Genomic DNA, 12,953 nt, shown 5'->3' with positions numbered 1-12,953 from the left:
GCGTAGGAAAGGCGCAGTCGGTGACATTTCTGCGCAGCTGGTGGAATCAGTCGTTCAGCTACGACTGGATGGTTCAGTATCTCCGTACCCACGGTGTGCTGTCTGCGCTTCGCGTCTGTATCGGCGTCTGCTGCATCTGCTTCGGAATGGCCGCCGTCACCACCTACATCACCGCAGTTCCGCCCACGTCGATACTCGCCGATGTTTTCATCGCAGCGGGCACGGTGTCGGCCTTCGTCGTCGGTGCCCGGTGGCTCCGCGGCCCGTGGCCGAGTGAACGGACGTCTCTGCTGTTCATCGTGTACGCAGAGGTCGGCACCACCATGTCCCTGCTGGCCTACGGATCGACGCAGATGTCGTTTCCCGGGTGCGCACTCCTTGCGGTGGTCGGGGTGTACGTCCAGATCCTCCACGGCCCCAGGGTGCTCCTGGCGCACCTCGCGTGGTCGGCGGGCACGGTTGCTCTGATGTTCGGATTGATCATCTTCTCCGCAGAGTCCGACCGCGGACTCGCGGTCTCGCAGCTCGCGGTGCTGCTCCCGGTGATGTTCTCCTTCCCGGTGCTGCTGCAGTCGTTGCTGCTCAGCCTGCGTGTCGATGCCGATGGCGCAAAAATCGACCCGCTGACGGGCCTGCGTAATCGCCGGGGTCTCGACGAGGAGCTTTCGCGCTTTCTGAGGGGCGCCACCGACGTGTCGGTGATGGTCCTCGACGTGGACCGGTTCAAGTCCATCAACGACCGCTTCGGCCATCAGTGCGGCGACGTCGCCCTGCAGCTGATGGCGCGACGCCTGATCGTCGACGATCTCCTCGTGGCCAGGACAGGCGGGGAGGAATTCGCCGTGGTGGCGAAGGTGGGGGTCGAGCGGGCAGAGTCCGTCGCCGAGTGGCTGCGGACGCGGTTGTTCTCAGCGCAGGACATGTGTCCGCTGACTGTCAGCATCGGCCTGGCCCACACCCACGACGTCGACAATGACACCGGCACGGCGCTGACCGGGCTGCTCCGTCGAGCGGACGTGGCGATGTACGAGGCGAAGCGGCGCGGGGGCAACCAGGTGGTGATCGCAGCCGACTGGTGACCGACCTGGTTGCCCCTGCGTCAGTAGCCGCCTGGGGTGACGCCGAATTGGTCGTCGACGTTGCGTTCGAACTGGTCGGCGCACTGCTGCTGCAGTGTTTGGTTGTTGCCGGCGTTGTTCATGCAGTCGATGAAGTCGCTGCCACCGACCTGGTTGAACACGCCGACGCCGATAACGATGACGACGGCGGATATTACGACGGCGATCGCACCCAGAACGATCGACACGATCGCCATCGTGCCGTTCGTGGCCGTGCCCTTCTTGTACTTCGATCGCGCGAGGATTCCGAGGATGATCGCGGCCAGGCCGAGGACGATGCCACCGACCACCGTCCAACTCGACAGGATGCCCGCAATTCCCAGTACGAGCGCGACAATGCCCATCGTGTTGTTCGGGCTCGCCGGCGGATACTGCCCACCCTGCGGGTAGCCGCCCTGTTGGTAACCGCCCGGCTGCCCCTGCGGATACTGTCCGCCCTGGGGATAACCGCCCGGCTGGCTACCTTGTTGGTAGCCGCCCTGTTGGTAACCGCCCGGTGGGGGATAGTTACCCGGAGGTGGGTAGTCGCCACCGGGAGGCGGATTGCCGCCGCCGGGTGGTGGGTAGTCGCCGGACGGATTCTGCGGTGGATTCTGCGGCGGATTCTGATCGGACACTGCTGTTACCCCCGTATTCTGCGTGAACGAAGTGCGTGCGAGTTTAGCGTTGCGGTCTACGGTCCGAGCTTGGTATGCATTTCCCACACCAGGATCTCGGCGGGACTGTCCGAGTGAATGCGTTGCCCGCCCGACGAAGTCAACCGAACTGCATCGCCCTCGTACAGTTCGCCCGCTCCCTCCATCTGCACCGTGCCCTGGGCGACGAACACGTGCACGAACGGTGCTTCCGGAAGGGTGACCGCGACGCCGGGTTGTAGGCGGGCAACGTGCAGGGCCGCGGATTTCTGGGAGATGCGAATAGCGGACTGGCCGTGATGTTTCTTCATGCCCGAGGCGACGGGAACGAGTCCCCCGCGGATCAACTCGTCGTCGATCTCGAGTTGCTCGTAACCGGGGTCCAGCCCGGGCGAGTCGGGCACGACCCACATCTGGACGAATCTGACCGGCTCCTGGTGGCTTTGCCCGTTCAGTCGCCAGGAATCGTTCTTCTCCGAATGCATGATGCCCTTACCGGCGCTCATGCGCTGCGCGAGTCCCGGATAGATCACACCCGAGTTTCCGATCGAATCCTGGTGGACCAGTGACCCCTTCGTCACCCACGTGACGATCTCCATGTCCCTGTGCCCGTGCGTGTCGAAACCTTGACCGGGCGAGACGATGTCGTCGTTGTTGACGAGGAGGACGCCGTGGTGGGTGTTGTCCGGATCGTAATGCTGGCCGAAAGAGAACGAATGCTTCGAGTCCAACCATGCCACACGGGTTTTGAGGCGATCGCCAGCGCGGTGGATGTCGATGTGGGGCATCGGCGTGTACCCCGACGGGTCGTGTGGGAGGGGAGTTGGAGCGGGCATGTGTCCACTGTACGAGTCGGCGGTCGGGGCTGGTGCCCGGTCGGATAACTTTCGCGCGACGAAAGAAAATGTGTGTGGGGGTCGTTGCTCGGGTAACCGCCACACGGTTCGGCTTCGCCGGCGCGGGACCAGGCGCCGGATCGATAGTGTGAGCAGACCGAGCAACAAGCGGAGGCGAGATACTTTCTTATGACCGATTCCACGCGCGTGAGAACGACCGATCTGGAAGCGGCCCTGCTGGCGTGGGTTCCGCAGCAACGATGGTTTGCAGCAAAGGGCTCGCGGGTTGTTTCTCTGGCAGTAGTTGCCCGAGTGCCCCTGGGCTCGCGGCCCGGGGTGTCGGCGGAACATCTGCTGGTAGACATCGGATTGGACTCGCCCGGCGGCAACGGAGTTCGGATGCAGCGATACCAGGTGCCGCTGGGCTTTCGCACGAACGCCGTCGACGATCTCGTGCGCTGGCAACTTCCGCTGGCGTCGGTCGACTCGGTAGTCTCGGTTGTTTTCGATGGCCTGCGGGACCCGGAGATCATCGCTCTGTACGGCGAGGCGCTCGCCGCTGCCGAGTCCGTCGAATCGATCGACTTTCGGAACGTCGTCGCAAACTCCATCGATCACGGGATGCTCGGACGGGTCCTCGGCGCGGAACAGTCGAACACCTCGGTGATTCTGGGCGAAGTGCTGCTGCTCAAGCTCTTTCGCCAGGTCTCACCGGGGGTCAATCCTGATATCGAGCTGCATCGAGCGCTGGCCGAGACAGGCTGCGAGAACGTCGCTCCGCTGCGCGGGTGGCTGGAGACGGAGCAGGACGGTGAGCTGACGATGCTGGGTATGGCGCAGGACTTCGTCGCCGACTCGGCGGAAGGCTGGACCACCGCATTGGCCTCGGTGCGTGACCTGCTTGCCGGCGATCGCGAACCGCAGGACGCGGCGGCGGATTTCGCGAGCGAGGCACACGCGCTCGGCGCTGCGGTTGCGCAGGTCCACGCCGACCTCGCGCGGCAGCTCGGCACGTCCGAACGACCGTCGGCGAAGTCCGTGGACGAGATCCTCGCTCGCGTGGAGGCAGCCGTCGACGTGGTGCCCGCCCTTGCCGATCACCTTCCCGCCGCCCGTGAGCTGATCGCCCGTGCCGAGGCTGCGGGCATCACCACAGTGCAGCGCATCCACGGAGACCTGCATCTGGGCCAGGTGCTCCGCACACCGTCGAAGTGGTTGCTCATCGATTTCGAAGGCGAACCGGCAAAGACTCTGGAGGAACGCAGGCAGCCGGACAGCGCTCTGCGGGACGTCGCCGGGATGCTTCGGTCCTTCGACTACGCCGCCCATCACCTGCTCCTCGGCAGCGCCGACGCCTCGACGCAGACGTACGAGCGCGCTGCACGCTGGGTACAGCGCAACTCGGACGCGTTCTGCGACGGCTACGCCTCGGTGGCGGGAGGGGACCCGCGTTCTGCGGCGGACCTGCTCGCTGCCTACGAGCTGGACAAGGCTGTGTACGAGGCCGTCTACGAGGCCCGAAACCGTCCGACCTGGCTGGAGATCCCGATGCGCGCCATCAGGAGGCTGGCCTAGCCGCACATCTCAGGCGTATTCGGGGGGAATGGATCCGAGTCGGCCGGCCTGGAAGTCCTCGAAAGCCTGCATCACCTCGGACCTGGTGTTCATCACGAACGGTCCGGCCATGGCGATGGGCTCGCGGATCGGCTGGCCGCCGAGCACGAACACCTCCAGTGGTTCGGTCCGCCGTTCCGACGCTGCGAGCTCGATTGTGTCGCCGCGACCGAGCACAACGGTCTGGCCCTTCTCGACGGGTCGACGTTCGGGGCCGACGGTGCCGGAACCAGCGAGGACGTACACGATGGCATTGAAGCTCGGGTTCCACGGCAGCGACAGCGCAGCCCCCGGCGCGACCGTCGTATGGGACAGCGCGATCGGGGTGTACGTCGCGCCCGGTCCCTGGTGTCCCGCGACCTCACCTGCGATGACGCGCACCAGCGCGCCACCGTCGTTGCTCGAGAGCAGCGCGACCTTGCTGCCGGTGATGTCCTGGTAGCGCGGATGCGCCAGCTTGTTCTCACGCGGCAGGTTCACCCACAGTTGCACACCGTGGAACAGCCCACCCGACTGGACGAGGTGCTCCGGCGGAGCCTCGATGTGCAAGATCCCGGCGCCCGCGGTCATCCACTGCGTGTCTCCGCCGCTGATGGTGCCACCGCCGCCGCCCGAATCCTTGTGCTCCATGATCCCGTCGATCATGTAGGTCACCGTCTCGAATCCGCGGTGCGGATGCCACGACGTTCCCTTCGGCTCACCGGGTGCGTATTCGACCTCGCCCATTTGATCCATATGAATGAACGGGTCGAGCAAGGTGAGGTCTATACCGGCGAATGCTCGCCGAACCGGGAAACCCTCACCCTCGAACCCTGCGGGGGCCGTGGTGACCGACCGGACCGGCCGGGCCACCGCGGTGGCGTCGGGAAGGGGTAGGCGGGGAAGGGCAAGGATGTTTTCGACCGTTACAGCGGGCATATCGATCTCCTCGAAGTCTCAAGTTGATTGACTGATCAACTACCTTCGATACAACAGCGTGCCCGATCAGGTATTCCCAGCGACAGCCCTGCTCGCATCGCAGCCCGGCCCAGCGCTATCGGCTCTCGGTGCTACCGGGTCAGCGTCCCGAGGTCCACCGGCAACTGAATCCCCGTGACGTGCCGGGCCTCGTCGGATGCGAGCCATGCCACCGCGGCTGCGATGTCCTCCGGCTGGCTCATCGGGTCGGGCAACGTACCCATGAAGATCGGCCCCAGCGTCGCGCCGTATTCGCCGAGGAGCGCCATCATGTCGTTCGGCTGCATCCCTGTCTCGACGCCGTGCGGATGAATCGAATTGACGCGTATGCCGAACTGGCCGAGCTCGTTCGCCATCGACCTGCACAGTCCGACGATCCCGTGCTTGCTGGCTGCGTAGTGCGCGAGGAACGGCAGTCCACGCAAACCGGCCACCGAGCTGGTCATCACAATTGAGCCACCGGTGCCCTGTTCGAGCAGAATCGGAACTGCGGCCTTGACCGTGAAGAATGTTCCCGTCAGATTGACATCGAGCGTCTCCCGCCACTGCTCGGGCGTGATCTTCCAGGACATCGCCGCCGAGCAGATGCCGGCGTTGGCGATCACCACATCCAACCGGCCCAACTCGGCCACCCCAGCTTCGAGCGCGGACGACAGAGCGTCGAAATCGCGGATGTCGGTCTTCGAGGCGACTATGCGACGGTCGAGTCCCTCGACGGCCGCGACGGTCTCGGCCAGGTCGGCTGCCGTCGCACCGGCGTAGGACGTGGATTCGAACTCCTCGCACACGTCGACGGCGATGATGTCGGCTCCCTCCGAAGCCAGCCTGACCGCCTCGGCGCGGCCCTGGCCGCGAGCTGCACCTGTGATGAACGCGACTTTGCCCTCGAAACGTGACGTCATAGGATGGACGCTACCGTCGCGACACCGTCGTCAACGTCCGTTCCGGGGTGGATTCGACCGGATCTTCGGCAGCCCAGTACGGTAAGGGACGACACGGGAGGTTTGCAGTTATGGAAAGTATCGGCGCGTTCATCGGAATCGTCGTGGTGGTTCTGACCATTGTCGTGGTTGTCATCGGGTGCACGATGCTGTTCCTGGCGTCGATCAAGCCCGACTTGATGAACTTCGACCTCACTCGTCGCTCTCGCAAGAAGGTCGAGAACGACTCGTCGACTCAGAGCGACAGGATTTAGTTCGGGACGATCAGTCCCGATTCCGCAGTAACACGGACCTCGCGGACGACTTCGTCGGCGACGGGCAACTGGAGACATCGTGAGCGGTTCGGTTGATACGCGGCCTCCCCGCTGCGCGGGCCGTGAACCACTCAAGGCACGCCTGCGAGGTGAATCGCTCCCCGCACAGTTCATCCGCTTCGTACTTGTAGGTGGATCGAGCAACGTCCTCTACGGCGGCCTCTTCCTCACCCTCGCCGGTCTCGGCTCCTTCGTCGCCAACATCGTCGGTATCGCTGCCAGCACCGTCCTGGCCAACGAACTGCACCGGCGCGTCACATTTCACGCCGTCGAGCGTGTCGGCTTCCTCCAGACGCAGTGGGAAGCCGGCGGCCTCGCACTCGCGGCCCTCGTGCTCGGTACCACCGCCCTCGCGGTGGTCAACATCGCCCTGCCAGAAGCGTCGTCGCTGATGCAGATATTCGCTGTCGTCGCGGTCAGCGCAGTCACCGGTGCGATGAGATTCCTCGCCCTACGCGGTTGGGTGTTCTGACCCCCACCCGTCTTCGCCCCGCGCATCTCCGCCCGCCCGTGCCGATGCGGCGATAGGCTGGCCTCGCTCGTGAGCAGCGAGGAGGCCTGTGATGGGTAGGTGGTTCACCGAGACCGTCGTCGACAACGGACGTCTGCCACTGTTCTTTCTGCTCGTGTCCTTCCTGCTTGCGTTCTTGTTCATCAGGTTCAGCGTCCGCATGATTCGAGCCGAAGTGTCGTGGTGGCCGGGCAATGTCACGCCCGGCGGCATGCACATTCACCACGTCATGTTCGGCTTGGTGATGGTGCTCATCTCGGGTCTGGCGCTCGTGGCGATCGCCGACTACGACACACCGGTGGCCAATTGCATTCTGGCGAGCATCTTCGGCATCGGAAGTGCACTGATGCTCGACGAGTTCGCTCTGATCCTGCATCTGCGCGACGTCTACTGGGCCGAGGAAGGGCGAGCGTCGATCGACGCGGTCTTCGCCGCGATCGCGATCACCGGGCTGTACCTGCTCGGCGTGCACCCCATCGGCTTCACCGGTGATTTCGACGCCTACCAGCAGGACGGTTCACTGGGAACATTGGCGCTGGTACTCGGCGGTCTGGCGGTCCAACTCGCGCTCGCGGCGATCACCCTGCTCAAAGGAAAACTGTGGACCGGGCTGGTGGGGTTGTTCGTCGTCCCCCTGCTGATCGTCGGGGCAATCAGGCTGGGACGCCCCAACTCCCCGTGGGCACGGTGGAGGTACGCCGACAAGCCTGCGAAGCAGGCCAAAGCCTGGGGACGCGAAGTGCGGCTCCGTGAACCGGTCGTTCGCGCCAAGATCGTCTTGCAGGAGGCGCTGTCCGGACGGTTCGGAGTTCCCGTCGAGATACCCGCGGCAGTCGAACCCGTGGCGCACACAGCGGCGTCGTCGCCGAAACTGCCCAACCGGTTGCTCTCCCGGCTGCGGTGGAACCGCACGCGGCGGCGGTTGCGGCGAACCCCGTTGTGGCGGTTGCCGATGCTCCTGGTCTCGTTGTCGATCGTATCGGCGATCACCGTGGTGATCCTCGACGCCGAGTTCGCAGAGGGAGACGGATCGGTCACGCTCGAGTCCGACCTCGATATCGGTGCGACCGCGACGCTGCTCGCAGTGATTGCCGGCGGCATGATCACCTTGACCGGTTTGGTGTTCACTGCTATCACCCTCGCCATGCAATTCGGTGCCTCGCAGATTTCCGTGCGTGTGGTGCCGATGCTGCAGCAGGATGCGATCATGCGGTGGTCGATCGGAATGTTCCTGTCCACCTTCGTCTTCGCGGTGATAGTCACCTCGGATCTCGCACTGTCCGGTGAATGGACGGCGCCGGTGCTGTCCACCTCGATAGCAATTCTGCTCTCGTTCGTCAGCGCGTTCCTGTTCGTGGGGCTCGTGGCGCGTGTGGGGATGGTGCTCGACTCCTCACGTCTGCTCCGGTGGATCGCCGCCCAGGGCCGATCCTCGATCATCCGCATGTATCCGCAGGTGGTGCGGAGAATCGAGGGCAGCTCCGAACCGGCGGCTGATCCGCGCGAGCCCGGTCCACTGGAGACATCGTCGACGGTGCGGCTGACACGCCTGTCTCCGGACGGGCGGATATTGCTGGCCGTGGATCTGGATCGCATCCAACGTCTGGCCACCAAGTGGGGTGTGACGGTGGAAATGAAACCGACCATCGGAGAGTTCGTCGCACAGGATGCCGTCCTGTTCGAGGTGCATGGCCCGCACCTTCGCGTGCGACCGCATCAGTTGATGACATGCCTGATCTTCGGCGACACGCACAGCCCGACGGTGAGCCCAGCGGCTGCCCTGCAGGCACTGGTCGATATCGCACTCAAGGCGCTCTCGCCGTCCATCAACGACCCGGGACGCGCGGTGCAGGCCATCGATCACATCGAAGACCTACTGATGATTATCGCCCCTCGGATTCAGCACGAGTCGGACCGATCGGCAACGACTCGTATCAGGGGCACCCGCCGGACCTGGGCCGACTATGTCACCGTGGCCACCGACGAGATTCGGCACTACAGCTCGGGTTCCACCCAGGTCCAACGACGATTGCGATCGTTGCTGCTCACGTTGCTCAACGCGTGCCCGCCCGATCAGCACCCTCCGCTGACAACCCGACTCGACGCGCTCGACGCCCAGGTCCAGCGGGAATGGGAGGGCGAACTCGACATTGCGCTCGCCCGCGCCGCCGATCCGCAGGGGCTCGGTTCGGAGCAGGGTTCCTCCGGCCGAACCCACCCCCTTGTGCTGGGAGTGGAGCCTGCGGAATGACCGTATTCAGGCTGGGAGTGGAGCCTGCGGAATGACCGTATTCAGGCTGGGAGTGGAGCCTGCGGAATGACCGTATTCAGGCTGGGAGTGGAGCCTGCGGAATGACCGTATTGAGGCTGGGAGTGGAGCCTGCGGAATGACGTGCTTCGGTTGTGTGGTGGCTGTGTGAGACTGATCGGTGTGACTTCGGATTCTGTCTCGGCGGCTGCGCCCCAGTGGTTCTGCGACGCGGTTGGTTCGAGACCGGTCGAGTCGGACATCGACGTTCTCGGTGCGTCGGTGCGGGTGCGTATCTGGGATCGCGCGGCGCCGGGAGCCGAGGATGCGCCTGGCGTCGTGTTGGTGCACGGCGGTGCTGCGCATTCGGGGTGGTGGGATCACATCGCGCCGTTTCTTGCGCGGCACTATCGCGTCGCGGCGCTCGATCTGACGGGTCACGGTGACTCAGGGCGACGCGAGGAGTACGGCTTCGAGGTGTGGTCGGCCGAGGTGCTCGCGACGGTGGAACACGCGAACTTCGCCCGTCCGCCGGTGTTGATCGGTCACAGCATGGGCGGGTGGGTCGCGATGGCGTCGGCGACGGACGCCGCGCGCGTCGCCGGTGTGGCGGCCATCGACACGCCGCTGCGATCGTTGTCGCCGGAGCAGATTGCCGCACGCGACAAACGCGCGTTCGGCCCGCTGAAGGTCTATGCCACGCAGGACGAGGCCGTGTCGCATTTTCGGACCGTTCCTGATCAATCCGGTTCCTTGCCGTACGTGATGGACCATGTGGCGCGCGGGTCGCTGCGCGAGGTCGACGGCGGCTGGTCGTGGAAGTTCGACCCGAGGATCTTCGGTAGTGCCCGTCCGACGCCGGATCTGCTGCGCTCCGTGCGTTGCCGGGCTGCGGTATTCCGCGCCGAGCGGGGCTTGGTGACCACGGATGTGGCTTCGGACATGTACGAGTTGTTCGGCAGATCAGCTCCGGTGATCGAACTACCGCTCGCGGGCCATCATGTGATGCTGGATCAGCCTTTGCCGCTCGTATCCGGGCTGCTCACGCTGCTCGCGGACTGGGCTCACTCCGTTGCGCAGGTTGGCGACACCGCGGTCATGTGAACGCCCCCAATAGCTCCCGCGGCGGTCTTGCTACATCTAACAGAGATCGACAGATCTCGCTGTGAGCCGGTCGAGCGGACCTACCCTGACGTAGGTATTCGATTCGAGGAGGCATGTCCATGGTCAGGGATCTGACACAGCTGGAGCTGCTAGCGGAGCTCGTTCCGGTTGCGGAGGACAACGTGAACCGGCACATCGCCGCCGCGAAGGAGTGGCACCCCCACGACTACGTGCCGTGGGACGAGGGCCGCAACTTCGCCGCGCTGGGTGGGGTGGACTACGACCCGGAGCAGAGCAAGCTCTCCGATGTCGCCAAGGCCGCGATGATCACCAACCTGCTCACCGAGGACAATCTGCCCTCCTACCACCGTGAGATCGCGGAGAACTTCTCGCGGGACGGTGCGTGGGGCACCTGGGTGGGACGGTGGACGGCGGAGGAGAACCGCCACGGCATCGTGATGCGCGACTACCTCGTCGTCACCCGCGGTGTCGACCCCGTCGCGCTCGAGCAGGCCCGCATGATCCATATGACCAACGGCTTCGCCTCGCCCATCGGTTCGCACAGTGGGTTGCTGCATTCGGTGTCGTACGTGACGTTCCAGGAATTGGCGACGCGCGTCTCGCACCGCAACACCGGCAAGGTGTGCGACGACCCGATCGCGGACCGGATGCTCCAGCGCATCGCTGCCGACGAGAACCTGCACATGATGTTCTACCGCAATATCTGCGGCGCGGCGCTCGATATCGCACCGGACCAGACGCTCGAGGCGGTCAGTCACATCGTGACGAACTTCCAGATGCCCGGTGCCGGCATGCCGAACTTCCGTCGCAACGGTGTACTCATGGCCAAGCACGGCATCTACGATCTGCGTCAGCACCTCGAGGACGTCGTCTGGCCGGTCCTGCGCAAGTGGCGCATCTTCGAGCGTGAGGACTTCACCGCTCGCGGTGAGAACACTCGCGAGGAACTCGCTGTCTTCCTCGAAGACCTCGAGCGCCAAGCAACCAAGTTCGAGGAGATGCGCGACCGCTCCCTCGCCCGCGAAGCCAAGAAGCTGGAACGCCAGGCGTCCTAGAGCAGTTGCTCGGGTGCCTCGTCTGAAAACTGGAGTTCGAACTGACTACCACGGCCACCAAGCTCGCCGAACTGACCGACAAATTGGAGGCAGCCCGCAGTCCGGGCAGTGATCGCGCGATAGCCAAGCGCGCTGCTGCCGGGTTGCCGGGCCCACGAGACCGGATCGACGCACTTCTCGATCCGGGTAGCTTCATCGAGTACGGCGCATTGATGAAAGCGCCTGGTAGCCCGGATAATCCGCTCGGTGACGGTATCGTGACGGGCAGAGGGACAGTCGGTGGGCGGCCGGTAATCGTCTACTCGCACGACAACACCGTCTTCGGTGGGTCGCTCGGTGAGATGTTCGGGCGCAAAGTGGTCTCGATGATGGAACTTGCGGCCAGGACTGCGTGCCCGCTCATCGGGATCAATGACTCCGGTGGTGCCCGTATTCAGGACGCCGTGACCTCGCTGGCGTTCTACTCCGAGATCGGCCGACGGCAGCGGTTGCTCTCCGGTCTCGTTCCCCAGATCTCCATCATGCTGGGTAAATGCGCTGGAGGAGCGGCATATTCACCTGCGTGCACCGATTTCGTCGTCGCCGTCCAGGATCAGTCCTTCATGTTCGTCACCGGGCCGGACGTACTCAAAGCGGTTACCGGAGAGTCAATTTCGGCAGAGGATCTCGGTGGAGCAACGAAGCAAGCAAGCTACGGAACCGTGCATCACGTCTCGAAGTCCGAGTCCGACGCGTTCGAGTGGGTGAAAACGTTGCTCGGATACTTGCCGAGCAACTGCCATGAGCAAGCTCCGCTCGTCAACCCCGGGCTCGAGCCGTCGATCACCGAGTCCGATCTCGGTCTCGACACGTTCCTGCCGGACTCGGACAACACCGCATACGACATGCACGACATCATCATGAGGGTGTTCGACGACGGAGACTTCCACGAGATAGGTGAGCTGTACGCGCCCAACGTCATCACGGCGTTCACGCGTGTGGACGGCCGGACGGTGGGCGTTGTCGCAAACCAGCCCACGTATCTGAGTGGGGCGTTGGACATCGCAAGCTCGGAGAAGGCAGCTCGCTTCATCTACATCTGTGACGCCTTCGCCATCCCGGTCGTGTTTCTCGTCGACATCCCCGGATACCTTCCAGGTCTCGAGCAGGAACGCGCCGGCGTCATCTACCGCGGCGCGAAACTGTTGGCGGCCGTGATCGAATCGACCGTACCCAAGGTGACTGTTGTTATTCGGAAGGCGTACGGGGGCGGCTACGCGGTGATGGGTTCGAAGAATCTCGGTGCCGACCTGAACTTCGCGTGGCCTACCGCGAGAATTGCGGTCATGGGAGCGGAGGGGGCCGTCGGATTGCTGCGGCGTCGCGAGATCGAGGCGGCGGGGGCCGATGGTCCGCGCGTGCGGCAGCAGTTCATCGATTTCTACAACGAGCATGTCGCGACGCCGTACACCGCTGCTGAGCGGGGTTACATCGACGCGGTGATCGAGCCTTCGCAGACGCGGCTGGAGATCCGTCGTGCGCTCAAGCTGCTGGCAGACAAGACCCCGGAACCGCTGCCGCCACGCCGGCGCTCGCTGCTACGACCGGTGTAGGCGCCTC

General features: G+C 64.4%; 12 protein-coding genes. 8 read left to right on the top strand and 4 right to left on the bottom strand.

Going from position 1 to position 12,953, the window contains the following annotated elements:
• The first annotated feature begins 20 nt into the window (after positions 1–20).
• Positions 21–1,079 (top strand): GGDEF domain-containing protein, encoded by a 1,059-nt coding sequence (locus KVY23_RS09060; RefSeq protein ID WP_230556150.1) that lies wholly within the window; start codon positions 21–23, stop codon positions 1,077–1,079.
• 20 nt (positions 1,080–1,099) lie between these two features.
• Here the strand turns inward: KVY23_RS09060 and KVY23_RS25080 are convergent, their stop codons facing one another.
• Both KVY23_RS25080 and KVY23_RS09050 read right to left on the bottom strand, forming a co-directional pair.
• Positions 1,100–1,735 carry a DUF4190 domain-containing protein gene (locus KVY23_RS25080; protein WP_230556149.1) on the bottom strand — a complete coding sequence of 212 codons (636 nt, stop codon included), beginning with the start codon at positions 1,733–1,735 and terminating at the stop codon, positions 1,100–1,102.
• A gap of 56 nt (positions 1,736–1,791) precedes the next feature.
• Positions 1,792–2,589: a pirin-like bicupin family protein gene (locus KVY23_RS09050; protein ID WP_230556148.1), complete on the bottom strand. Its 798-nt coding sequence runs from the start codon at positions 2,587–2,589 to the stop codon at positions 1,792–1,794.
• Between the two features lie 189 nt (positions 2,590–2,778).
• Here KVY23_RS09050 and KVY23_RS09045 point away from each other — a divergent pair, with 189 nt between their 5' ends.
• The gene (locus tag KVY23_RS09045) at positions 2,779–4,164 is read left to right on the top strand and encodes a hypothetical protein (protein ID WP_230556147.1); all 1,386 of its coding nucleotides are present in this window, start codon (positions 2,779–2,781) and stop codon (positions 4,162–4,164) included.
• A 9-nt stretch (positions 4,165–4,173) separates the two neighbouring features.
• On the opposite strand, the gene KVY23_RS09040 is transcribed toward KVY23_RS09045, so the two are convergent.
• Together KVY23_RS09040 and KVY23_RS09035 are read right to left on the bottom strand one after the other, a co-directional pair.
• Positions 4,174–5,121, bottom strand: a complete 948-nt coding sequence (locus KVY23_RS09040) for a pirin family protein (RefSeq protein WP_230556146.1) — start codon at positions 5,119–5,121, stop codon at positions 4,174–4,176.
• 131 nt (positions 5,122–5,252) lie between these two features.
• Positions 5,253–6,062: a mycofactocin-coupled SDR family oxidoreductase gene (locus KVY23_RS09035; RefSeq protein ID WP_206511008.1), complete on the bottom strand. Its 810-nt coding sequence runs from the start codon at positions 6,060–6,062 to the stop codon at positions 5,253–5,255.
• 110 nt (positions 6,063–6,172) lie between these two features.
• Here KVY23_RS09035 and KVY23_RS09030 point away from each other — a divergent pair, with 110 nt between their 5' ends.
• From KVY23_RS09030 to KVY23_RS09005, 6 genes are all read left to right on the top strand, one after another.
• Positions 6,173–6,355: a hypothetical protein gene (locus KVY23_RS09030; RefSeq protein WP_075837818.1), complete on the top strand. Its 183-nt coding sequence runs from the start codon at positions 6,173–6,175 to the stop codon at positions 6,353–6,355.
• A gap of 79 nt (positions 6,356–6,434) precedes the next feature.
• Entirely contained in the window at positions 6,435–6,887 is a 453-nt protein-coding gene (locus KVY23_RS09025) for a GtrA family protein (protein WP_075837817.1), read from the top strand.
• A gap of 91 nt (positions 6,888–6,978) precedes the next feature.
• Positions 6,979–9,177: a DUF2254 family protein gene (locus KVY23_RS09020; protein WP_230556145.1), complete on the top strand. Its 2,199-nt coding sequence runs from the start codon at positions 6,979–6,981 to the stop codon at positions 9,175–9,177.
• A gap of 180 nt (positions 9,178–9,357) precedes the next feature.
• On the top strand, positions 9,358–10,278 hold the full coding sequence (locus KVY23_RS09015; protein WP_374108705.1) for an alpha/beta fold hydrolase: 921 nt from the start codon (positions 9,358–9,360) through the stop codon (positions 10,276–10,278).
• A gap of 119 nt (positions 10,279–10,397) precedes the next feature.
• Positions 10,398–11,354: an acyl-ACP desaturase gene (locus tag KVY23_RS09010; RefSeq protein ID WP_230556144.1), complete on the top strand. Its 957-nt coding sequence runs from the start codon at positions 10,398–10,400 to the stop codon at positions 11,352–11,354.
• Between the two features lie 41 nt (positions 11,355–11,395).
• Positions 11,396–12,946, top strand: a complete 1,551-nt coding sequence (locus tag KVY23_RS09005) for an acyl-CoA carboxylase subunit beta (protein ID WP_230556269.1) — start codon at positions 11,396–11,398, stop codon at positions 12,944–12,946.
• The last annotated feature ends 7 nt before the right edge of the window (positions 12,947–12,953 follow it).

Source organism: Rhodococcus sp. I2R (genome assembly GCF_020889545.1).
Lineage (GTDB): Bacteria > Actinomycetota > Actinomycetes > Mycobacteriales > Mycobacteriaceae > Rhodococcoides.
The sequence above is the reverse complement of the archived record's forward strand: the minus strand, read 5'-3'. Positions and strand labels throughout refer to the sequence as shown.

What these genes read in the sequence shown, in the direction of transcription:
- KVY23_RS09035 (WP_206511008.1), bottom strand. Translation starts at nt 6,062, where the DNA reads ATGACGTCACGTTTCGAGGGCAAAGTCGCGTTCATCACAGGTGCAGCT.
- KVY23_RS09010 (WP_230556144.1), top strand. Translation starts at nt 10,398, where the DNA reads ATGGTCAGGGATCTGACACAGCTGGAGCTGCTAGCGGAGCTCGTTCCG.
- KVY23_RS09030 (WP_075837818.1), top strand. Translation starts at nt 6,173, where the DNA reads ATGGAAAGTATCGGCGCGTTCATCGGAATCGTCGTGGTGGTTCTGACC.
- KVY23_RS09050 (WP_230556148.1), bottom strand. Translation starts at nt 2,589, where the DNA reads ATGCCCGCTCCAACTCCCCTCCCACACGACCCGTCGGGGTACACGCCG.
- KVY23_RS09045 (WP_230556147.1), top strand. Translation starts at nt 2,779, where the DNA reads ATGACCGATTCCACGCGCGTGAGAACGACCGATCTGGAAGCGGCCCTG.
- KVY23_RS09040 (WP_230556146.1), bottom strand. Translation starts at nt 5,121, where the DNA reads ATGCCCGCTGTAACGGTCGAAAACATCCTTGCCCTTCCCCGCCTACCC.
- KVY23_RS09020 (WP_230556145.1), top strand. Translation starts at nt 6,979, where the DNA reads ATGGGTAGGTGGTTCACCGAGACCGTCGTCGACAACGGACGTCTGCCA.